Annotated in this window: 24 protein-coding genes; 7 read left to right on the top strand and 17 right to left on the bottom strand. The window is 49.1% G+C overall.

The window, feature by feature from the left end:
- Positions 1-9: 9 nt before the first annotated feature.
- Both spoIIP and gpr read right to left on the bottom strand, forming a co-directional pair.
- Positions 10-1,164, bottom strand: a complete 1,155-nt coding sequence (gene spoIIP / locus ACZ25G_RS02235) for a stage II sporulation protein P (protein WP_463681393.1) — start codon at positions 1,162-1,164, stop codon at positions 10-12.
- A gap of 101 nt (positions 1,165-1,265) precedes the next feature.
- The gene (gene gpr, locus ACZ25G_RS02230; protein ID WP_463681392.1) at positions 1,266-2,138 is read right to left on the bottom strand and encodes a GPR endopeptidase; all 873 of its coding nucleotides are present in this window, start codon (positions 2,136-2,138) and stop codon (positions 1,266-1,268) included.
- Positions 2,139-2,304: 166 nt separating this feature from the next.
- Here gpr and rpsT point away from each other — a divergent pair, with 166 nt between their 5' ends.
- Entirely contained in the window at positions 2,305-2,571 is a 267-nt protein-coding gene (gene rpsT, locus ACZ25G_RS02225; protein WP_191482095.1) for a 30S ribosomal protein S20, read from the top strand.
- Positions 2,572-2,790: 219 nt separating this feature from the next.
- Positions 2,791-2,937, top strand: coding sequence for a hypothetical protein (locus tag ACZ25G_RS02220; protein WP_463681391.1), 147 nt, complete (start codon positions 2,791-2,793; stop codon positions 2,935-2,937).
- Between the two features lie 137 nt (positions 2,938-3,074).
- On the opposite strand, the gene spoVAE is transcribed toward ACZ25G_RS02220, so the two are convergent.
- From spoVAE to spoVAC, 3 genes are read right to left on the bottom strand one after another with little or no spacing between them, the layout of a single operon-like run.
- Complete coding sequence (gene spoVAE / locus ACZ25G_RS02215) at positions 3,075-3,431, bottom strand: stage V sporulation protein AE (protein ID WP_463681390.1); 357 nt, start codon at positions 3,429-3,431, stop codon at positions 3,075-3,077.
- 11 nt (positions 3,432-3,442) lie between these two features.
- The gene (gene spoVAD / locus ACZ25G_RS02210) at positions 3,443-4,456 is read right to left on the bottom strand and encodes a stage V sporulation protein AD (RefSeq protein WP_463681389.1); all 1,014 of its coding nucleotides are present in this window, start codon (positions 4,454-4,456) and stop codon (positions 3,443-3,445) included.
- A 17-nt stretch (positions 4,457-4,473) separates the two neighbouring features.
- Positions 4,474-4,917, bottom strand: coding sequence for a stage V sporulation protein AC (gene spoVAC / locus ACZ25G_RS02205; RefSeq protein ID WP_191482100.1), 444 nt, complete (start codon positions 4,915-4,917; stop codon positions 4,474-4,476).
- A 244-nt stretch (positions 4,918-5,161) separates the two neighbouring features.
- Here spoVAC and ACZ25G_RS02200 point away from each other — a divergent pair, with 244 nt between their 5' ends.
- From ACZ25G_RS02200 to ACZ25G_RS02185, 4 genes are all read left to right on the top strand, one after another.
- Positions 5,162-6,436 carry an adenylosuccinate synthase gene (locus tag ACZ25G_RS02200; protein ID WP_191482101.1) on the top strand — a complete coding sequence of 425 codons (1,275 nt, stop codon included), beginning with the start codon at positions 5,162-5,164 and terminating at the stop codon, positions 6,434-6,436.
- 195 nt (positions 6,437-6,631) lie between these two features.
- Positions 6,632-7,417, top strand: a complete 786-nt coding sequence (locus ACZ25G_RS02195) for a peptidoglycan DD-metalloendopeptidase family protein (RefSeq protein WP_191482102.1) — start codon at positions 6,632-6,634, stop codon at positions 7,415-7,417.
- Positions 7,418-7,599: 182 nt separating this feature from the next.
- The gene (locus ACZ25G_RS02190) at positions 7,600-8,391 is read left to right on the top strand and encodes a 5-deoxy-glucuronate isomerase (protein ID WP_191482103.1); all 792 of its coding nucleotides are present in this window, start codon (positions 7,600-7,602) and stop codon (positions 8,389-8,391) included.
- 24 nt (positions 8,392-8,415) lie between these two features.
- A complete protein-coding gene (locus tag ACZ25G_RS02185; protein ID WP_191482104.1) occupies positions 8,416-9,066 on the top strand; it encodes a GntR family transcriptional regulator in 651 nt (216 codons plus the stop codon).
- A 173-nt stretch (positions 9,067-9,239) separates the two neighbouring features.
- On the opposite strand, the gene ACZ25G_RS02180 is transcribed toward ACZ25G_RS02185, so the two are convergent.
- The 9 genes from ACZ25G_RS02180 to ACZ25G_RS02140 all read right to left on the bottom strand — a co-directional run bounded on the left by ACZ25G_RS02180 (position 9,240) and on the right by ACZ25G_RS02140 (position 20,323).
- A complete protein-coding gene (locus tag ACZ25G_RS02180) occupies positions 9,240-9,521 on the bottom strand; it encodes a sporulation transcriptional regulator SpoIIID (protein WP_191482105.1) in 282 nt (93 codons plus the stop codon).
- Positions 9,522-9,838: 317 nt separating this feature from the next.
- On the bottom strand, positions 9,839-12,313 hold the full coding sequence (locus tag ACZ25G_RS02175) for a hypothetical protein (protein WP_463681388.1): 2,475 nt from the start codon (positions 12,311-12,313) through the stop codon (positions 9,839-9,841).
- Positions 12,310-13,101, bottom strand: a complete 792-nt coding sequence (locus ACZ25G_RS02170) for a hypothetical protein (RefSeq protein WP_463681387.1) — start codon at positions 13,099-13,101, stop codon at positions 12,310-12,312. Before ACZ25G_RS02170 ends, ACZ25G_RS02175 begins: the two co-directional genes overlap by 4 nt.
- 39 nt (positions 13,102-13,140) lie before the next feature.
- Positions 13,141-16,476, bottom strand: coding sequence for a S8 family peptidase (locus tag ACZ25G_RS02165; protein ID WP_463681386.1), 3,336 nt, complete (start codon positions 16,474-16,476; stop codon positions 13,141-13,143).
- 81 nt (positions 16,477-16,557) lie between these two features.
- Positions 16,558-18,324, bottom strand: coding sequence for a zinc ribbon domain-containing protein (locus ACZ25G_RS02160; protein ID WP_342680601.1), 1,767 nt, complete (start codon positions 18,322-18,324; stop codon positions 16,558-16,560).
- 157 nt (positions 18,325-18,481) lie between these two features.
- Positions 18,482-18,898 (bottom strand): hypothetical protein, encoded by a 417-nt coding sequence (locus ACZ25G_RS02155; protein ID WP_342680600.1) that lies wholly within the window; start codon positions 18,896-18,898, stop codon positions 18,482-18,484.
- Positions 18,899-18,919: 21 nt separating this feature from the next.
- Positions 18,920-19,255, bottom strand: coding sequence for a lipocalin-like domain-containing protein (locus ACZ25G_RS02150; protein WP_342680599.1), 336 nt, complete (start codon positions 19,253-19,255; stop codon positions 18,920-18,922).
- Positions 19,256-19,273: 18 nt separating this feature from the next.
- The gene (locus ACZ25G_RS02145) at positions 19,274-19,678 is read right to left on the bottom strand and encodes a hypothetical protein (RefSeq protein WP_342680598.1); all 405 of its coding nucleotides are present in this window, start codon (positions 19,676-19,678) and stop codon (positions 19,274-19,276) included.
- 129 nt (positions 19,679-19,807) lie between these two features.
- Entirely contained in the window at positions 19,808-20,323 is a 516-nt protein-coding gene (locus tag ACZ25G_RS02140; protein ID WP_463681385.1) for a hypothetical protein, read from the bottom strand.
- Here ACZ25G_RS02140 and ACZ25G_RS02135 point away from each other — a divergent pair.
- A complete protein-coding gene (locus ACZ25G_RS02135) occupies positions 20,313-20,513 on the top strand; it encodes a hypothetical protein (RefSeq protein WP_463681384.1) in 201 nt (66 codons plus the stop codon). The genes ACZ25G_RS02140 and ACZ25G_RS02135 overlap by 11 nt on opposite strands.
- Here ACZ25G_RS02135 and ACZ25G_RS02130 read toward each other — a convergent pair.
- From ACZ25G_RS02130 to ACZ25G_RS02120, 3 genes are all read right to left on the bottom strand, one after another.
- On the bottom strand, positions 20,487-21,152 hold the full coding sequence (locus tag ACZ25G_RS02130; RefSeq protein ID WP_463681383.1) for a hypothetical protein: 666 nt from the start codon (positions 21,150-21,152) through the stop codon (positions 20,487-20,489). The genes ACZ25G_RS02135 and ACZ25G_RS02130 overlap by 27 nt on opposite strands.
- A 74-nt stretch (positions 21,153-21,226) precedes the next feature.
- The gene (locus ACZ25G_RS02125; RefSeq protein ID WP_463681382.1) at positions 21,227-21,811 is read right to left on the bottom strand and encodes a zinc ribbon domain-containing protein; all 585 of its coding nucleotides are present in this window, start codon (positions 21,809-21,811) and stop codon (positions 21,227-21,229) included.
- Between the two features lie 58 nt (positions 21,812-21,869).
- Complete coding sequence (locus ACZ25G_RS02120; protein ID WP_463681381.1) at positions 21,870-22,322, bottom strand: DUF4234 domain-containing protein; 453 nt, start codon at positions 22,320-22,322, stop codon at positions 21,870-21,872.
- Positions 22,323-22,445 lie beyond the last annotated feature (123 nt).

The following is a 22,445-nucleotide window of genomic DNA, read 5'->3' as shown; positions in this document are numbered from 1 at the left end:
TATTTTATATTATTCCCCCTGGGATAGGATCAGCTCAGCCAAGGCCTTGCCGCACAGCTCCCCGGAATAGACAGCCTCCTCCAGGGAATTGCCGTGGGCGCCAAACTCCAGAAGCAGGCTGCCGGGGGTCTTATTCATATTATAAAGGCGGTAGCAAAAGAAGATGGGGCGGGTCAGCCCCGGATAATCGGCCTCCATCTGGCTTTGAAAGGCGGCGGCAAACCGGAGGTTATCCGGCCAGTTTGGCATATTCATGGTGCCGTCGTCACAGCCGGAAATAATCATGATCTGGGCCGCCTTTTTGCCGTCGATTTCCGCCACCGGCGCAATGCGGGTGCCGTCGCTTTCCTCAATAGCGTCCCGGTGGACGTCGATGGTGATTTTGATGGAAGGGTATTCATCTAAATATTTCTGAATGGTCTCTGCGCTGCGCTCATAGGCGCCGTTGTATGAAGGGTAATCGTGGAGGGTGGTGTCGTGGATGACCCCGATACCGGCAGCCTCCAGCTGTTTGGCAATTTCATCCCCCACCCGGATCATGTTTTTATCCTGCTCGGTAGAGCGGGAATTATACCTGTCATCATAGTAGTCACGGGTCACCGGCTCATAGGCCTCGGTGGCATGGGTGTGGTAGATAAGGACGGTAGGTTCCTCCGGGGTGGAGAGATCCAAATCCCACGCCTCGTCCAGCTGGGCCTGCACGTCACTGTTGGAAAGTTCGGTGGAATTTTTGAGGAATCCGTGGTCCAGAGGGATGTAGATACCGCCGGCCTGGGCGGTATAGGTCCGCTCCACAATGGGGCCTCGGTTTTCCTCCGGCACCGGCTCCACCTGGATGGACTCTGAGGAGGAAGAGGATTCGGACTGGGATTCCTCAGAGGATTCCGACTCCGGTTGGGTGGTGGAGGGCGGCGTCACATAGGGGTCGGATTCCTCCTCCCCGTCGTCGATCTCATCGGCAAAGCGCTGGCGGATCAGGGAAAGGCCGCCGTCGGGCATCCCCAGGACCGCGGAGAGAACCGCCGCCTGCTGGGTGAATTTTTCGATATAGGGGGCGGACACTGCCGCTACCTTAATGCAAACGGCCAAAATGGCCGCCACAAGACAAAGGGAAAGGATTTTTTTACCCGTCCGGCCCAGACGGCGATTCCTTCTTTTTCGCATCAAATGCATAACCTCCTCCCTTTGGATCGGGAAACAAAACGAACGCCATTATCATTTCTATGCGGAGGAGGGGAAGGGTATGCTTACCGAGGACGGGCAGGCTACATGGTCAAATAGATTAGGTCTTCCCGGCTGATATCCGGTTGCAGGGCGCTGTTGATGCCAAGGGAGATGACCTTGGCCGAGCGGGAAATCAGGGTGTCAATGTCCCGGGGCGTCACCATCATGGCGCTCTGGGAGGTCGGCGGGGGAAGGGAAGCCCCCGCCTGCTCCAAAACGCTGTGGGCCAGGGTGGTGGAATCCACAACAGTGGGTACCCCCATGGAGATGACGGGCACCCCCAGGGTGGAGCGGCTCAGTTCCTTGCGGCGGTTGAGGACCCCGGAGCCGGGAGAGATGCCGGTATCGGAGATCTGCACAGTTCGCCCCAAGCGCTGAGGATTTTGGGCGGCCAAGGCGTCGATGACGATGACCTGATCGGGCTTTACAAAGTCGACCAGGGCGCCGATGATTTCTGAGGTTTCCATGCCGGTCTGCCCCAAAACACCGGGGGAGATGGCCGCCACCGGGGCCAGAGTATCCAGCCCTGCCGCAGAGGCCGCCGCCCCCTGGATGTGGCGGGTGGCCAGGATGCCCTCGGTCACCAAAGGCCCCAGGGCGTCGGGAGTAATGTTGTGGTTGCCCAGTCCCACCACCAAGGTAAGGCCCCGCCCCCGCAAAAGCCGCCGCAGGGAGGAACAGACGGCCTCCACAGCGTCGTCAGCCGCGGTAATCGAGGCGGAAAAGGCCTCCACTGTAATGGTAATGTAGGTACCGATGGGCTTGTGCAGCCGGTGAGCGGCCTCTTGACTATGGATCTGGATGGTGCTAACCTGGACATTGCCGATCTGGCTGTCCTGTGATGTGATGCCGGGAATTTCCTTTTCGGTGAGAAACTCCCTTGCCTCTATGGCGAGGTCGGTGCGGAAGTTCATTTTGGGCCTCCTCTGGCTGCTTTGTCCCCCAGACGGGGAGAAAAGCAAAAATAATCAAGTTTTTTACGGAAAAACCGCAATTTTCTAAGCGTAACCAGTTGATTTTTTGAAAAAATAATGCTAATATAATTTGTACTGTCTTCGAGTTATAAAAGGAGGTGTAATGATGCCTAACATTAAATCTGCAAAGAAAAGAGTTAAGGTCAATGCAGTGAAAGCCATGCAGAACAAAGCCCTCAAGAGCAACCTCAAAACCGTCATCAAAAAAGCTGAGCTTGCCACTGCGGAAGGTGCGGCCGATATGCAGGACAGCGTAAAGCTGGCAGTTAAAAAGATCGATCAGGCTTGTGCAAAGGGGCTTATGCATAAAAATTGCGCATCCAGAAAGAAATCTCATCTTGTCAGCAAGATGAATGCCGCTGCTGCAAAATAGCCTTTAGCGAATATTGTCTTACGCAAAAGCAGGATGTATGCTGGAGTGACAGCATACAAACTGCTTTTTTACTTTCCCGGATATTTTTTTCATGGAATGACACAATCCGCTCAAAACCGCAGGAAATACCAGTTGACACCGAGGGCCGCTTTGTTTATCATAGAGACAAGATAACCTTGTGTTCTATTTCTGTATCTTTGACGGATGGAGGTTTTATAGATGATGTCTAGAGACAAGCTGAAATTCTTGACAGTGGTGCTGAGCATTTTTTCCTTGGTGGCCTCTGTGGCGTACATTGCTTACCGGATGGCCAGCGAGCGGGCCTATCGGGAAAAATGGAAGGACTATAACGACTGCGGCATATAAACGATGGAGAGTAAAGGACGGCGAAACGCCGTCCTTTTTATATTTTGTCTATGGGGTATACTGCCGCCGCAGATGGACGATAAAATCCACCGCCCTTGCAGCACAGGTGCCTGGGCGGAATCCTGCCGCCCGGCAGGCTAGGATTTCTCTTTTGGTTTAAAAATGAGGGCGATGAGTAGGCCGAAAAAGATGGCGGCGGAGATGCCGGCGGCAGCGGCAGTGATACCACCGGTCAGAGCGCCTAAGAGCCCCTGTTCCGCTACGGCCTTGTGGACGCCTTTGGCCAGCAGATTGCCAAATCCGGTCAGGGGGACGGTGGCGCCGGCGCCGGCGAAGTCCACCAAGGGCTGATAGAGTCCCAAAGCGCCGAGAATCACGCCGGCCACCACATAGGAGACCAGGATCCGGGCCGGGGTCAGTTTGGTTTTATCGATGAGCAGCTGGGCGATGACGCAGAACAGCCCGCCGATCACAAAGGCTTTGATATAATCCATCCAAATTCACCTCACTTTGTATGGGAGATATGCACAAGATGGGCAATGCCGGGGATGGACTGTCCCTGCTGTACGCTGGTGGGGCTCAGGAGAGCTCCGGTGGCGATAAAGAGCATGTTTTTAATCTCCCCGTCCCGCACCCGGGAGAGGATGTAGGAGCAGAGGACGGAACCCGCACAGCCGCAGCCGGAACCGCCGGCGTGGACATCCTGTTTTTCCCGGTCGTAGATGAGCAGTCCACAGTCGGCATGATGACCGCTGATGTCGATGTTTTCCCTGCCCAGCAGATCGTAGAGGAGATCTGAACCGATCTGCCCCAGGTCCCCGGTGAGGATGAGGTCATAGTCGTTGGGCTTTGTCCCGGTGTCCTCCAGAAACTGTTTGATGGTGGAGGCGGCGGCGGGAGCCATGGCGGCCCCCATATTGTTGGCGTCCTTGATGCCGTAATCCTCAATCCGCCCAGCGGTAACCGCCCGGATATAGGGCGGGGCATCGGACTGGCCTACGATGGCGCAGCCGGCGCCGGTCACCGTCCATTGGGCGGAGGGAGGCCGCTGGCCGCCGTACTCCAGAGGGTAACGGAACTGTTTTTCCGCGCTGCAAAAATGGGAAGACGTCACGGCGGCCGTCCGGGAGGCGCAGCCGGCGTCCACAAAGATGGAGGCCATCAGCAGGCTTTCCGCCATGGTGGAGCAGGCCCCATAGACGCCCAGAAAAGGGATGCCCAGGTCCCGCAGGCCATAGGCGGAGCCGGTGCACTGGTTGAGCAGGTCCCCGGCGAAGATATAGTCGATGTCGGCGCTGGAAAGCTTGGATTTTTCTAGGGCCTTATTGACCACCTGCTGCTGCATCCGGCTTTCCGCCTTTTCCCAGGTGGTTTCTCCGAAGGTGCAGTCGTCGTTGATCAGGTCAAAGCAGCGGGCCAAGGGACCTTGGGCTTCCTTTTTGGAGCCAAGGGCAGCAAATCCCACCACCGAAGGGCAGGAGTTTAACAGCAGGGTATAGCGTCCTATACGGGTTGGCATGATGGATAACTCCTTCCTTATACAATTGAGAACAGATAGAGGATCAGGCCATAGACAATGGAAGCGGTGATGCCGTAGACAAGGACAGGCCCGGCGATGACAAACATCTTGGCGCCCAGTCCCAGGATAAAGCCCTCGCTTTTAAATTCCAGGGCAGGGGCGGTAATGGAGTTGGAAAATCCGGTAATGGGCACCAGGGTGCCGGCGCCGCCTACCTTGGCGATGTTATCGAAGATATTCAGGCCGGTGAGCAGGGAGGCCAGAAAGATCAGGGAGATGGAAGCGGCTGTACTGGCTTCGTCAGCGGGCAGCCCTAGGGAGCGGCTGATGTTGACAATGACCTGTCCCAGGGTGCAGATCAGGCCGCCGACGAGAAAGGCCATCAGACAGTTTTTCCAGGTGGGGGAGCTGGGGGAATATTTTTTGTTGAGCTGTTCGTATTCATTGGGTGTCAGGGACACAGACCATCATCTCCTGTTGTATTTTTTGAGAAAACTGTCTCTATTTTCCCACCGGCGGGACAGATTATGTAATATGCCGGGAGGAAAACTCTCTCTGGCTCCGGAAAAGGAGCGGAGATTTATGAATTTTCTGCGTTTTTTTCGCTTTTTCGTTGATTCAGCAAAGACCATTTGCTATAATAACAACTGTGTGTTCAGCTTTGGCTGAACCGCCAATTTTAAATGATGAAATGAGGTTATACCATTGCCAGCAAGCGTAGTTGTCGGCGTCCAGTGGGGCGATGAAGGCAAAGGAAAAATCATTGACATCCTGGCTTCCCGTGCCGATGTAGTGGTGCGTTCCCAGGGTGGCAACAATGCGGGCCACACCGTGGAAAATCAGGGAGAGGTCTACAAACTGCACCTGATTCCCTCGGGCATTCTCTATCCGGGTACTCAGTGCCTCATCGGCGCAGGTACCGTCATCGACCCAAAGGTGTTGCTGGAGGAGATCGACGGCCTGAAAGCCCGTGGTATTACCTGTGAGAATCTGAAAATAGATCCCAGGGCTCATATTATTATGCCCTGGCACATTAAACTGGATGGCCTGTCTGAGAAACTCAGAGGCAAGGCGGAAATCGGCACCACCGGCCGCGGTATCGGCCCCTGCTACATGGACAAAGCGGAGCGCAGCGGCATCCGGTTTTACGATCTGGTCCATCCGGTGCTCCTGGAGGAGAAGGCCAAACTGGTGGGTGAGATCAAAAATCTCTATCTGACCAAGGTTTATGAAACCGAAGCGATGGATGTTGACGCCATTATCGATGAATACATTGAATACGGCAAACGGCTCAAACCCTATATGGACGATGTGTCAGTGCTTGCCTACGAAGCTTGCAAAGCGGGCAAAAATGTGCTCTTTGAGGGGGCCCAGGGAACCCAGCTGGATCTTGATTTCGGCACCTATCCCTTTGTCACATCTTCCCATCCCCTTTCTGCCGGCGTCTGCACCGGAACTGGCGTAGGCCCCACGGTGATCGATCAGATCTACGGCGTAGCCAAAGCCTACACCACCCGGGTAGGCAAAGGTCCTTTCCCCACCGAGTTGTTGGATGAGATGGGGGACAAGATCCGCAACAAAGGCAATGAGTTCGGCACCACCACCGGACGTCCCCGCCGCTGCGGTTGGTTTGACAGCGTTATCATGCGCCACGCAGTACGGGTCAACGGTTTGACCGGCCTTGCCATCAATAAGCTGGATACCCTGTCCGGTCTTGGCGACCTGAAGGTATGCACCGCCTATAAGCTGCCGGACGGCACCATCATCAAAGACTTTCCGGCTACCCTGGAGGAGCTGGCCAACTGCGAGCCGGTCTATGAAACCCTCAAGGGCTTTGACGACGATATCACCGGCTGCCAGTCCTTTGACGCACTTCCTCAGCTGTGCAAAGACTACATCGCGCGGCTGGAGGAGCTGTGCGAGTGCCCGGTAAAGATGGTGGGCGTGGGTCCGTCCAGAGCCCAGAATCTGGAGAGATAAGCAAAACACAAAAAATGATGGAGCGCGTAAGCGCTCCATTTTTTTATATATAAAGAAAAACATACTGCCATGATGTCTGCGAAAATTTTTCGCAGAAAGAAAAAATCCATGTTTAAATTGGAAGCAAAGAATAAATACTAAGGTTGTGGCAAAACAGATTTGGCTGAAAGAATCAACATGGAGGTGTCATTTGCAATGGCAGAAACACGTTTTTCAGGTAAAGATTCCAAGATGAAGAAATTTTTATCCGGCAAAGGCTTTTATATTGCCCTGGCCGTTTGTCTGGTAGGAGCGGGAGCGGCATCTTGGGTAGCCATCGATTCATCCCTGAAAGGGCTGGACGAGGGGCAAAGTATTGCAGTACCGCAAGAGAGCAGTGAGGTGAATGAAGATTGGGGATTTCCAGAATTAGAGGAAACAAACGAGGAGCAGAGCGATGTGGAAATATCATCACGGCCCTCCACGCAGGAGTCAACCTCCTCATCCTCGTCTACGCAGCAGCAGCCGTCATCCGGGCAGTCCGAGCCCTCCGAACAACAGGTGTTATCGCCAACACAGCAAGAGGTGCAGTTTATGCTGCCTCTCTCTGGGGACGTGATCACTAAATACAGCGCCGGGGAGCTGGTAAAGAACCAGACCCTGGGAGACTGGCGCACCCACGACGGCATCGACATGGCTGCGGCGGCAGGAACACCGGTAAAGGCGGTGGCCGAAGGTACAGTGGAATCGGTCATCGATGATCCTCTGTGGGGAAAAACCGTATCCATTTCCCATGCCGGAGGCTATGAAAGCTACTATGCGGGTCTGGCGGAGGATGTGTCCCTCAAGGAAGGCCAGGCAGTGGAGATCGGCCAGCTGGTCGGATATGTGGGAGAAAGCCCTTTGACCGAGGTGGCGCTGGAATCCCATCTCCACTTCGGCCTAAAGCAGGACGGGGAATGGGTTGACCCCTTAGTAAGCATGGACAAGCTCCAGGACTGACAGATGGAAAGAAAGAGCCGCTTAGCAAGTGGCTCTTTTTTATTGATGAGATTTATTGTATTTTTGTCAATAAAATTGTATACAATTTTATTGACAAAAATACAATGTAGTGCTATGCTGAGGACAGAAAAAGGGGCGGTGAGTCCCAGAAACAGTGAAATACATAGAAAGAGGCGCGAGCGATGAAAATTTCTCAGAAGGGTCCTTTCCAGAAGGGCTATAATGCCATTGTCAAAGAAGAAGTCAACAAGGATATGGGTATGGACTTTGGCGTCCTGTGCATGGATCAGGGAGATGTTGTAGAATACAACGAGCCCAAAGAGGTAGTTTATACCCTGACAAACGGCGTCATTACCTTTGAGTTTGAGGGCAAAAAGGAGACGGCGGATCGGCCGGACTGCTTCCACAATGATCCTATCCTTCTCCACGTGCCGGAAAACACCCCGGTGAAGATCACCTGCCTGTCCGACCACGCGGAGTTGTCCATTCAGCGCACCACCAACAAACGCCATTTTGCTCCGAAACTATACCGTGCCGCCGACTGCCTGTGCCCGTCGGAAGAGCGGGGGAAGGGAACCTTGGGTGAAGCTTCCACCCGGATTGTCCGGACCTTCTTTGATCGTTCCACCTGCCCCGAGACCAACTTCTTTATCGGTGAAGTGGTCAACTTCCCCGGAAAATGGTCCAGCTTCCCGCCCCACAGCCATGTAGAGCCGGAGATCTACTTCTACAAATTCCTGCCTGAGAATGGCTATGGTTTCGGCGAGTTTGGGGATGAAGCTTATAAGATTAAACACAATGACCTGACCGGTATGCCGGATGAAAAGACCCATTCCCAGTGCGTGGCGCCGGGCTATGCGGAATACTATCTGTGGGTCATCCGTCTGCAGGACGATAAGGATATTGTAACCACCGTAGTTCCTGAATACGCCTGGACCACAGAGCCGGGGGCAAAATACTTCCCAGAGATCTAACCTGCCGAGGAAAGGGAACACGCGATGAATGGGAAGAGAAAAAGCCTCAGCGACACAGTTTACGACACCATCCTTGAAATGATCCTCCATTATGAGCTGGTCTGCGGGGAAAGAATCCCCGAGGACAAAATTGCAGCCCAGCTGGGTATGAGCCGCACCCCGATCCGGGAGGCCTTACGGCGGCTGGCGGCGGAGGGGCTGATCACCATCTATCCCAAGCGCTTTGCCGAGGTTGTCTCTTTCAGCGAAGAGGATATGCACCATCTGGGGGTCGTCCGCCTCAACCAGGAAATTCTGGCGGTTCAGCTGGCCATCTATCACGGCAGCAATGCAGAATTTGACTGGTTGCGCGAGCTGGCAAAGGAATGCCAGTGTTATGAAAAGATGGATGACCTGTACATGCGGGCCAAGCAGGACGCCCAGTTTCATCTGTACCTGTCCGAGATTGGGAAAAACCCTATCCTTTACAAATTCCAGCAGGAACTGTATCTAAAGAGCCGGCTGCTGATTGTATCCGGAAAGGCGGATGACCGGTGTGATTTAAGTGTTCATGAAGAGATTGTGGACGCTCTGGTCGCCAGGGATGAAAAGCGGGCCACAGAGGCCGTTGTCAATCATTTGGGCAGCTTTTATCATGTGGGACAGGAGTGCCGCTATGGCCTGCAGCTGCTATAATCGAGAGAATGCCATATAAAATAGGACGTATTTATTTCTCCCTTTAGCCAGAAGGCTAGGAATGGGCCCTGAAAAATCAGGGCCCATTCCTATTGTGGGGAAGGAAAGAAGTTCTATAAAAAGGCCCGGGATCTGTATCCCGGGCCTTTTATTTCAGGGGAGTGAATCGTTTCTTATTTTACGGCGTTTTTCTCGTCGTGGGCGCTTTTATACAGAAGATATTTGCGGCGGGTGGCCATGCCGCCTCGGATATGGCGTTCCTGCTTGTTGATATCCAGCACCTTTTTGACCTGGACATACAGCTGGGGATTGAGTTTTTTTAAACGTTCTGACACATCTTTATGTACCGTACTTTTCGATATATGGAAAACAGTGGCCGCTTTTCTCACCGTCGCATTGTTTTCGATAATATAGGCCGCAAGTGAAACTGCCCGTTCTTCCGGTAGACCCTTCAAAACATTTCCCTCCCTCGTGAAACGATATCTTGTGACATATATATGCGCGGAGACAGGGGCCTTATGCCCTCGTTGGCGGCAATCCGCTGTTTTTTTCGGGGAGGAGAGAGACCATTCTACTGCACAGGTTTGTTTGAGGAAAGATGCCGTGGCTTTTTACGACAGATGGTCAGGCCAGAATTTTACCGGAGGAAATTGATGAAAAAGAAAAAATGAGCCGGCCGCCATCCCTCGTATTTTATCCGCAGGGATGGCGGCCGGTGAGAAGGGAGAAGAATAAAAAGTAAGAGTTAGTGATGACGATAAACCATAATAGCTTATCGGATAACTATACTTTCGCCATAAATACTGTCTCCATAAATTCTGCCGGTTTCTTTTTCAATGGTGATCATACTGGTTAGGGTATTGGGTTCAACATGCAGGCCTTTGCTCAGTCGTTCCTCCACCTCCTTGTCACTCATTTGATACCGAATGGTGACGACATAACGGTCGTCATACTCTAGAGTTTCTTCGTCTACAATGATATAGTTTCCATCATCCGTATGTAGTTGATTGTAATAATCCAGGATGATTTGTGTAGCAGTGTCATAATCAAGGGGACCAGCTGTTTCAGTGATAGGACTAGAGAAAGAATAGCGTATCTGATACGTAGCGGTGGCGTCATATCCCATATATTCCATCGACGCACCAAATTCCATGATAATTTGGTCGACACTTCCAGAATCGTGAAGTGTAACGATCACGTCTACATCTTCATACTCCAGGTTATTCATGCCGCTGATTTGGCCTGTGGAAAAACCTGTTCCTGTAAATTCCTGTCCAGAAACCGTAAACCGTATTTGTTTTCCCAAGATTTCTTGGTTCATGATAGATTCACGCGATATAGAATCAAAATTAAAGAGATCAGGAGGAATTTCCATGCTTTGTTGTGACCGGGACGGTTCTGTATACTGAATATGAGCGACGCCATCTCTATATTCTGTAGTCCAAACGAAATTCTGACCCATGATTTGCATATCGGAGATACTGGATATCTCAACCTGAGATAGGTCGTCTTTTTTATAATTGGAGACGGTTGAATCTGAATGCAAGCTGACCTGAATATTTGCGCTTTCACCCTCAGCGGAGATCGACATTTCAGCCTCAAGTGAAAGCTGCTCAGACCATGAGCCAGAGGCAGTTGTTTTTGTAACTGCGGATAAATACTTTTCGTAGGCTCCTGGATCAATTGACGAACCAGAGCTGCCTCCTTCAACCGTGTTTTGCGATTTTTCGGCGTATTCATTCCAGTCATATTTATTTTCAGTAACAACCTTTGTAGAACAGGACTGTAAAAAAAGAATGAATTCCAAGGTGTCGGAATTATTCTGCTTCAGTTGCTGTGTGACATCTGATGAGAAAACATTGTTTTGAATCAACAAATTCCGGATGGCATAGGACGATTGTAGGGCGAATAACAAAGTTTCTTTGTTTTCGCGCAGTAGGTCTTCTGATAGTCCATTTTCCCGGATTTCATCATTGATCCTAGCATATTCCTCCTGAGCAAACGATTGCAGCATAGAACAGCAGGTTGCTCGTGTGATGGTTTCATTGAGATCCAATGCCTGAGAGGTACCGGGGAGGATAGACATAATAAAAGAAGCGACGTCCATCAGACCCAGGGGTGACATACCCTGGACAACGTCAGAGCCAATCTCAACGATCCCGTCGTAAACAGCGGTAGCTGTCCCTAAAGTGCTGTCATCCAATAAAGTTTGGAGGTGCTGTGCTGCGTTTTTAATAATTTTTAACTTTTCGTCTTGAAATACGCTATTCTCCCTATCACTTAAAAAAGTAGACTCTAAAAGGTCTTTTTGCGATTCACTGATTTGCTGATAGATTTGATATTGGCTCACCTGTTCGATAATGCCAGTGCCTATCCCAGTAAAGTTTGAAGAAAAGCCTAGCAGCTTAAGAGCATCATCATCGATTCCCAATAATTTCATCATATCATGAGTAAGGCCAAATACTTCGCCCTGTAAGGTCAGTGTCTGATAATCAAGAGAATCTGTGATATTGGGGTCGATTTGAGAGAAGCAGGTCATAATCTCCACAAGTGCGTCTAGATATTGATGTTCATTGGCGTTTAAAACATCCTCGGACCACCAGGCAAATGCTATGTCACTCACAAAGTGGCTGTTATAGTCCATAATCAGGGAAATGATAGAGCTTAGGTTATGAAGCAAAGCAATATCCTGCTGCGTGGCAGTTTCATCCACCTCTGTCCACGTAAAGAAGTAGTTGTCATTGAGCAGCATGTATTTTGCATCGAATATTGTGAATGGACGGTAAATCGAGAGTGGGATTTCCCCAGAGGGCTCTATCAGCATTTCTGCGTTCATCGCCGTGAGTATGTGGCTTAACGATAGGGAAATGGAACCGTCGCTCGAAGTTCGCAGGGGGATGTTCCAAGTCTGATTTGGATAAAAAGGAGAATCATGGTCGTATAAACATCCAGCATCCACGTCTAGCCGGTAGAGGGTCGGATATCCTGAATAGGCGTTTCGAGAGACGAATACATTTTCCTCCGGAGAAAAATAATGCCCGGTAACCTTTTCCACCTCTTCAGGAGCTACATAAAGATTGCCGTCTCCAGCAATAACTCCTTGAATCGTGGTTTCTGCCACGGTGTTGCCCACGATATACTGACATGGAATTTGGACAATTTTTTCTTCTTCATTGGCTAGGGCAGTGGGATTTGCCAGCAGAATAATCAAAATCAAGCTTAGCAAGAAGGATAAATATTTTTTCATTCTGCGATACCCTCCATTACTTTTTCATATGCGCTTTTTTGCTGTTCCACATAATACTGCAATGCCCCGCCAGTCAAAACATTAAGAAGTTCTTCATCAGCTATCAGAACCAACCCATCATCCTGTACCATAAACTGTACAGGAACAGTCATTTTAACTGTAGGAAAGTTACCATCAAGCCGATTGACCAGCCACGTGGAAAAATCATCCGCAGGCGAATCCAAGCCACCATACTCGTCTACCAAAGCAAGGGCGTCTGGAACTATAAATGCAACGGTAGCGGTCAGTATATTATCCTTCTGTGCCGTCTTTACGATAGAATAAGAGATGGACTCAAACATTTTTTGGGACATAATGCCCCCTGTTAGTGAATCCACAGGCTGCCCTTGCGCATCTACAATGGCGACGGAATCATCACCAGAAAGGACACTGTAAAGGGAAGATTCAACCGCATCATCTGTGGCAGAGTGGAGAAAACCCGACAGGAGAGGGATGCGGATCATGTCAAAATATGTAAGCGCGCAAAGAATGCTACCAAGAAGGATAACAACTGCCAGCAAGATGAGGCATATTTTTAGTGCTAACCATTTCTTCCTACGGCTATGAGGCTTTTTTCCATCGCCGGTGGAAGAAGATCGCTTCCCATCGATGGGGAGGGAATGATCTTTCCCTGCCGCGAATACTTCCTGAAAGCCTTGTGCAGTTTCCGGTTTCTCCCGGTCGCAATGTGGGCATAGACCGGTATTCACGTCTAGCCTAGAGCCGCATTTTCCGCAAAATTTTGCCATGTTTTTCCTCCTTTAACGGATACTTCTTTTGCTTAGCCATTACGAAGACATCCGGGTCAGGGTTTCAGCGTTGTCCTCATGGCGCAGCACTAGATGATCTTGGTCAGGAAATTCAATTTGGAAGACAGCCTCATTGACAACACCTGGATTGACAGTATCTGAGGCGTAGTCCGACTGGAACCATGGGCGCATAAACATGTTGGAGCCGGAAATGTTATAGTACATCTGCATCATTTCGCCTTCATTTTCTCCATAAATAATCGCTAAATTTCCCCCCATAAAATCAAATACCAAGCGTCCATTATATCCCCATTGCCCAAGAATGAGCTCGTCTGGGGTTGTCCCACCAGAAGATTGGGACGGTCTAAGGCTCGGATCATACATAAGGATACCGCCAACCGCCTCCAAAGTGAAAACATCAAATTCAGAACCGGCGATTATCTTCCCCCTTTCATATACATCCACCTGAATCAGCCATCTTTCTCCAGTATCCCAGTAATATGGCTCTGATTGGCGGATTTCCACGTCTAAATCTTCTGGTACCCCTAGTCGTTGCGCCAATTCTTCTAGTTGCGCAGGGGAGAAAGAGACGGTTGAACCATCTTTTTCAGCAGCAGGGATTTCCGGCCAGATCTTTTGCAGAGTTGCCCAGCAATTAGTGATATAACCTTGCCAATCGCCTGGATTGTCAACCAGTTCGAATTCTAAATCAAGGGACTGTGTGCCGTGGAAAGTAATAGCGCCTTCATAGAGGCTGCCGTTTTCATCGGTAAGGGTAAAGGGAATTTCACCCTCTGCCCACTCCACCGTGACAGGCTTTGTCTGGTAGTAAGGCTGATCCTCCGGGTACTCCCCGTATCGGAAGGTAATTTGATTGCCGTATACCCGTTCTACGGTAATCATTTGCTTTCCGGGGACAGGTCCCTGAACAAAATCGCTCCGCCGGGTTCCAAATGTCGTTTCATAGATGCCGACCAAATCGGAATGGGGGCTTTCCATGCATTTGATGAGATAAAATGCGTTGCCGCGCATAACACCTTCACCAGGCTCCCACTCAGTTGAGTAGAGGAAGGCTTCGCCGTCAGGAATAATATCCAACTGGTTTTTGAGCCCGCTGTCCCACTGAATGTCGTCGGTTTTGTAGACGAACTCTAGCTTGGTGGGGGATTGTGAGTCTTCCTCCCAGTAGATGAAAAGCTGGTTGTCCTTCACTTCATATTGGTAAGATTGGTAAAACTCTACTGTTTCATCTGTGACGGCCACATCGGGATCGAGAAAGTATTCCTCCATAATACCATTTTCCAAAAAACGATAAGCCACATGGCTCTGCACGGTCTGTTCCCAATAGCAGCCGATCAAGTCTTCTTTGGTCAGTGTACGGCTTTGCGCTTCCGCTTTAGGTTTATAGTCGAGAGCCATTTCCACGGCGTTTTTAGCGTTGAGAAGTCCATAGCCTTCCTCTCCGTAGCTGCCTACCGCAGAATCAACGATAATCCGTTTTACATCCTCGCCGCGCAAATTTGGGTTAACAGCAAAGACCATGGCGGCCCCCCCCGCCACGTGAGGAGAGGCCATGGAGGTGCCAGCCTTCCCGCCATACCATTTATATCCAAACCTTTGGCGTTCCTGGATAGTGCTGTAGATCTTTTCGCTGTCACTATCTCCTCCCGGGGCCAGGATATCCACCCGTTCTCCGCACTGGCTGTAGGGAGTGATCTCATAGCCGTCATGGACCTTAGTAGCGCCGATCCCAAAGAAACCGCCCGCTTTGTGGGTGCCCTTGGTTTCAACAGCTCCCACCATAATGATGCGGTCGGCCACCTCCGGGTTTTGGATGGCGCCGAGAATATCAAATTCTGCATCTAGATTGCCGCTGACCAGCCGCTCGGCGATTTCCGCTTCCCGGGTTCGGTACCGTCCGAATTTTTCTTCCCCGTCCGGCCCTCCATTTCCTGCAAGATAATCCAGATAATCCCCATAGCAGATATAATCATAGGGGTTGATATTGTCGTCCTCATCCTTGCGGAAGTATTGATAGCTGGGCTCTTGGGTGTTTGGGTCGTTTTGATTACCAGCAGATTTACAGATAACAAACTGGTGTCCTCTGTCAATGAGCAGCTGCAAAAAGTTCCCCACGGCGCTGGAGAGCTTTTGTAATGCCTGGGTAGCGGGGCCGTCCCCATCCTCTTCCGCCTCTCTGGCGGCATTAAAGGACAGAAAATCATCTCCCAAACTCATATTGACCACAGAGCATTGTTTAATATCGATCAAATAGGCAAAGGCAACATTATGGCATTGCAGAGTGCCAAGTCCTTCTACCCATAAACCTTGGGACGACACGCCATACAGGTTGGCGCTGGGCAGAATTCCTGAGATGCCGGTTTTGTTGTCAAACCCGGCTGCAATGGTTCCCGACACATGGGTGCCATGGCTGTCAAGCTCCATTGTATCTGGATTTTGATCCCATTCCTGCTGCAGTTCTGCATGGCCCAAAGGCGTTTCGGCGAAGGTGAGATCAGGATTACCCAAGAACATGTTGTCGAACACGCCGACGTTCACTGTTTCCATCTGCTCCCGATATTCCCAGGCTCCAGGGGCATCGATGGCCTCCAATCCCCAATTGGTGCCGTCTGGTACGTCCTCCCACTCATTTTTCCATTCTTTGTCGTTGGGGATGAATTGAACATCCGTCTCCATAGCGTAGTTAGGGGAAGCGTAAACCACCCAGTCAAAAGACTCCAAATAGGCGACCAGGTCTTCCATTTCATTGTATCCCAATGCACGATCCAGCAAAACCTGATATTGAGCTACCTGGGGGATTTCTCCCACAATCTGCCCTTGAGTGGGTTGAAGTGTATCTTCCAGCTGGCTCCGATACGCTTCTGATTCCAAGGCTACCAGGATTTCGTTGTTGACAAAGGTGATCCCTGTTTGCGGATCCTGTACTATATTCTCTGGGGCAGAGGGATAGTAGGTTATACCACCAGTATCGGTTTCCGGGATATCCTCCCAATCACCCGCATCCGAAGTGGAAGCGGAGGGAGCAACGATGTCCGACAAGAACGGAACGCGGATCATATCAAAATATGTAAGCGCACAAAGAATGCCACCAAGAAGGATAACAACCGCCAGCGAGGTGAGGCATATTTTTAGTGCAAATCCTTTCTTTCTACGGCTATGAGGCTTTTTTTCATTGTTGATGGAAGAAGATTGCTTCCCATCGGTGGGCAGGGAATGATCTTTCCCTCCTTGGAATACTTCCTCTTCAATTTTTGGAAGATCTTGTGTAGTTTCCAGTTTCTCTTGGCCGCAATGTGGGCATAGACCGGTATCCACGTCTAGCCTAGAGCCGCATTTTCCGCAAAATTTTGCCATGTTGCAACTTCTCCCTTCTTTTCCCATCAGGCAGCGATAGGAAAGTGACCGGTGCTCAATCATAGTTAATCGTTACCTACATTACTCACCGAACGCTTTTAGCCCCTCTGTAATTTCATAGGTGTAGTCGGTCCGATTGGCAGTGACGAGGTCTCTGAACATTTCAGCACCATCGATATATCCTTTGGTAACGGAACTACTATGGGGAAACTGGGTGGCACCTAAAATATCTCCGCCCTCTGTATAAATGAATTCATCGCCGGGCAGGTTGACCAGCCCTTCAAACTGGACAGGGAAATAGACGGTGGTGGGTTCAAATCGATTGTTGCTGCTGGAAACGGTAGCGCTAAAAACGATAATTAATCGATTGTTGTTTCGGAAATCGTTTCCTTGTGATTTCGCGATGAGCAGATATTGGCCGACCAATGACAATTCAGACGCGTGAGAGGTGTCGGAATAGCTGTCAGCAATGTAGGCGGCGATGGAATCCATGGCAAGATTGTCCAGATTCTGTAAATCACTGTCCGCAATATCAGTGAGGCCGGCAATTGGCGAGTAAGAGGCGTATTTTTCAAAGCCATCCCCAGCGGTACAGTTATAATTGTCCTGGCGAGAGGTGATAAGTTCGGTGTAGGCAACCAGGGGATTGGCATATCCATCGGTATAGTTGGAGTTTACCAGGCTTCCGTAGGAGAGGGGGGAACTACCAGCTATGCTGTCATCCATTGTAAAATCCAGGGTTCCGGAAGAGGACAGCAGATTTTCAAAACGGACAGGATAATACACCATGGTTTCATGAAATTCCTGTTCCACATGGGAGACCATCCCGCGATAGATGATGTAAAACTCGTTATAGCAATCGGCGTCCTTCCCAGGCTTTGCCGTATTGAATACATATCCGGCATAGGAGATAGGTCCCAAGCTGCTCTGCTTGCTGTAGTACTGGGCCACATAGGACTGGATGAGATCTTCAGCTTCTTGTTTTGCCATTTCAAGAAAGTCCTGGGGAAGATCACTGTAGCTGTCCACATACTCATCCAAACCATCTACTGTGTATTTTTTTGAGTCTTGGACTAGTTTGTATCCATCTTGGACAGCGGCAGACTCGCTGTCTTTTTGAAAAGATATGGTTATAACGTCTCCGTTCTTAAGTCCAGAGGACTTATCACAGACAAATCCAATAGAACCAACATAGGGGTTGTCACCTGAATATTCAAATTCAACCTGTCCGTCAGGTGAAAATCCGGAAAAAGAAACATTGAGCCCCTCGAATGGGTCAATCTCTGTCAGATTGGCCAATCCTTCCACAGTAAATGAAGCAGATTTTCCTGAGAACTTGATGTCATATTCTTTTACGGCTTCATTGTCATAAGAAATACGGACAACAGCTTTGTCACCGTTGGAAAGTCCATTCGCAGGTTCTACGGAAAGTTGAATAGCGTTTCTACAAATAGCATATGCATTTGTAGAAGTGAGGTCAAATTTCCCCTTGCCCAGAGCCTTGGCGAGACGCAGATCGAATTCCTCGGAATTTAGATAAGCGGTAGCTTGTCCAACGGTGTTATATCCGGAAAATTCTATGGTTACCATATCTTCTAAGTGGATGGTTGTAGGCTGCGATAGTAGGATCATTATAGTGGCAACGATGATAACAATAGCCACGATGACGCTTCCTACTATGAGTTTTGTTTTATTTCCTCTAGGAGGATTACCTGGTGCATTCACATAGGTAGATGATGTTACGGTTGACTCTGGGCTTGAGTTGGATGCCTGATCCAGAGGTGTGCCACAATTGGCGCAAAAGACGTCTGTTTCCGCTGCATTAGAACCACAGTTGGGACAATACATAAAAAGCCCTCCTTTTTATCTCTTTCACATGTTCTGACGGAAATGATCTTGTCGAGGTATACCATATTTTGTACAGGAAATATATAAATTTTAAGCAGAATAAAAACGTAAGAAGCCGCGAATGGACATACCATCCGCAGCTTCTTTGCCCTTCGAATTATCCCATGTATTTGTTGATCAGATTGTCTACTACGGGGACGGTAACTGTTCCCTGGCTTAGGGCCTTGATCCCAAGAAGGAGAAATAGGATTTTTTTCACGATATCAATGATGCCAACGATGGCGGAGACGATGTAATCCAACGCCGTCATTCCAAACATGTCGTCAAAAATGGCGGTGATATTTCGGGCAAGATCCAATACGTCGGGGATAAACTGGATGATTACGGAAAGAAAAGAGAAAAATAGTAGCAACGCAACCGCCTTGACAGCGCTTTTTTTCAGCCAGATATTTTCTTCAAAGAGAAGAGAATAACCCGCCAGAAGCAGGATGGCTACATAGCCTCCAAATAATCCGCTGAGGTAGATTGTGGCCCCCAGCATGCCTACTGAAATACCCAACCTTGTTTTTTGCATATCGATCTACCCCTTTCAATATTATTCCTTCAATAAAACAAGCTCTTGACCTTCGGCAGAAAGAACTAAACGATCCTCCGTCAGATCCTCGATATTCATTAATAGCATGTCATCTCCATAAGGATTAGATAGTTTCAAACTATCTTCCGAAATACTCCAATTCGCTTCATATGTGTCATCTCCGTTAAATCCGACCGCATCCCCGTCTGAGAAAAACTCAAAACCTGTGGTCGTATCTTCCTCAAAAACCCACCGCCCCACAATTAACTCATCAGGAGATTTCGGACCACAACCGGTTAATAATAAAGTTATAAGAAGCAGCGCGCTTAATATGCGCAATAAACTCTTTTTTTTCATCTTAAAGCACTCCTTTAATTAGTTTGTTGCCATTCCATAGCAGTCGTTGCAGACGAAGATCACCATGCCTAAAAGATTTTCATAGTGTTTAGTAGCTTTTTCACCGCATAGTGCGCAGACCTTGCTACAATCCTTGCAGACATAAGCATCTGATCCGTCACTGGTTTGATATGCCACCGATGGAGTCTTTCCGCACCAATCGCAGGGTACGTCGACAGTAGAAGAGCAACTGGTAAAAATCCATACCATGACGGCTATGATCAATGCCGCCGCTATGATGATTTTCCAAAGGCCGGTCTTTTTAGGTGAGTTTATAGCCGCCGCGCCACCGGCAACCAGTGGCGTAGATTCCGTTTTTGCACCGCAGTTGGGGCAGGTTTCCTCCCCGTTTAAGGGTGCACCACATTTTCCACAAAAAGGCATATTTTTTCCTCCTTACAAATCGACAGGGATAGATGACATTCAGCTACTTCCTATCACTCGTAGTAATATTGCGGAATTTTTTGACAAAATATTACTGTGATGAACTTCGACACAGAGGATTAGCAACATTTAAATAAGGTTGCCAATACGCATACCATCCAGATACCAGGAACGTCCTACCTTGACGAGAGGAATCTCCAATGTGTTACTGACCTCTGTTTCATCCGCTGTAATTGTTATTTCTACCTCCGCAGTTTTCGCGGCAGATACCTTGATCCCTATATCTGCATATGCGTCTTTAGTGCGTTCTAATTCTTCACGATCTATCTCCCCGGCATCGACAATTTCATGGGAGATTTTCCACCCTTCGCCTAGATGCTGGTCGAACGAGTCCAATTGATCTTGAATCTGACCGTTGAGGTCATCGACCACTTCGTCAAAATCATCGGAATCATATCCGTCCTGCTCCATCTGATAGTCGATAAACTTTTTAGGCATGAGGTTAATAGCAGATTCCATGTCGGCACTGAATTGGGCGTCCACAAATTTTTCTACAGTGGACTCATAGCTCCTTCCAGGAAGCAGAAAAGCTCCCAAGATGACGGCAATGGCAATAGCTGCAATGACGGCCGCTATGATAGCCATCCTGCGCTTCCCTCCGGTCTTTTTAGGTGAGTTTATAGCCGCCGCGCCACCGGCAACCAGTGGTGTAGATTCCGTTTTTGCACCGCAGTTGGGGCAGAATTTCCCGCCGTCTAAGGGTGCGCCACATTTTCCGCAAAAAGGCATATTTTTTCCTCCTAAATTTTCAGTTGTAGGTATTGCTGGCCGCTGATGAAGGTTCTTCAGGGCGATGGGGTAATCTCCGGGATATTTCCCGGAGTGCTTCCACCCGGTTATTCTTTGCCAGGACTTCATAGGTTGCATAGGAGGTATAAATCACAATGTGCTGTCCCGACTCAGCCACATTCAGTATTTCACGATAGTGCAGCCGGAATTTTGTCATGGCCTCTGTATAGGATAAGGCTGTTACCCCTTCAAGGTGGCTTTCATATACATTTAAATAAGACTTGTCCTGACAAAAGGTGACGATGACAGAACGTATAGACGCAATAGGCAGACATAAAAGCAAAGGAATGACGGCAAAACCAAGGAAATGTCCTATGTCGATGCTGTCGAAGAGATCCAAGCCGATCAGGCCCGTTCTGATCATATATTCAGACCAATGGGTGAAAATCATCAGCAGGAGAATGAGCACAATAACATAGTAAAGGGTTAAAAAAACAATCTGAAAGCTTTTCAGGGCAGTGCGGCTGGATTGGGTGGAGACAAGGAGCCGCTCGGCCTTATCGGGCGTAGGGGAAGGAGCACCTTCCACCTGTGCCCCGCAATTCGGACAGAATTTCCCGCCGTTTAAGGGCGCGCCGCATTTCCCGCAAAACTTATCCGTATCTTTTCCCTTCCTCGATTTCACGTTAAGAATAATTAAGAGATGATCCCTTTCTTTCCCTTCGGAGATTGTTGAACACTGCCAAGGTTGTGGGGAAACTATCGTAGTTTTGTGCCACACTCCGTACAGAAAGATACAGCGTCCTCTAATTTCGCGCCACAATGGGGACAGATACATTCAGAGATATAGGGACTGGATTCTGCCGGCGGATGCTTGGGCTCTTGGCGCAAGGGCTTACCACAGTTGGTGCAAAATTGCATTTCCCCTTTGATCATGGCACCGCAGCTTTCACACTGGACGAGATCAACGTTTGAGGTAACAGACGGATCTTTGGGCATGGAAGCGCCACAGGAGCCACAGAAAGCCAAGCCAGATGCCACCTCGGCGCCACAATTTGGGCATTTTTGTATTCCTTTGATATCTTGAATCTGCTGCTGATAGTCCCGAATTTTTTGTTCAGATTCGATGATGGAGTTAATCATCCCAGAAAACTCATCTTCGTAATCTTGTAAATGCAGGGACATATATAGCTTCCCGATTTGGGAATAAGTATTGTTAATTTTCCCCTCTTCCGTAGTTATAAGGGAGTTAAGTTTTGCTACCTCTGATAGATCCTTTGCTTTTTGCACAGCCTTTGCCGTGGTTTGAGAAGCCTTTTGTGTTAGATTATCCCAAAATGCCATGGTACTTCCTCCAAGTTATACAATTGAATTGTACATGCAGGTAATCTACGGTTATAAGTCATCCATTGACATTATAATGAGACGACAAAAGATTCATTGCTTTGAGTAGTTTATAAATATAAATAAAAGGTCCTACAACGATGAGCGCGCCCAGGATGGACCATCCCCAGTAGCTGCCCGCCCCAAACTGATAGGAAATATTTCTGCGGCGAAGCTCATTGCCAATGCGGGAGGATAAATTGTGATACCAGACCAGCACGCCGATACCCAAGGTAAGCCAACTAACCAGGAAGATAAGCAGGCAATAGTGCATAGTCCGCTTTCCATCATAGCGCCCGGCAATAATATTGATATCGCTGGAAATTGAGGACATGACCACAATGGGGTAGATTCCCAAAGTAATTATTCCAAGAAGAATATACTTTGCCAATCCTCGGTTTGTTTTGAGCTGGCCTACCGGCGCAGAAAAATTGGGGGTATTTTGCGATACATTTTGTTGAACAGTTTCCATTTTCAGCACTCCTTCTTCCATATTTACTTTAAGAACGTGTACATTTTGACACGTTTCTTTGTTGTTTGTATCATAACATAACCTACCCTATTTCTCAAGACTATTATGAATAAAAAATGAACT

Source organism: Zongyangia sp. (genome assembly GCF_965361945.1).
This window is presented reverse-complemented; position numbering and strand designations above follow the sequence as displayed.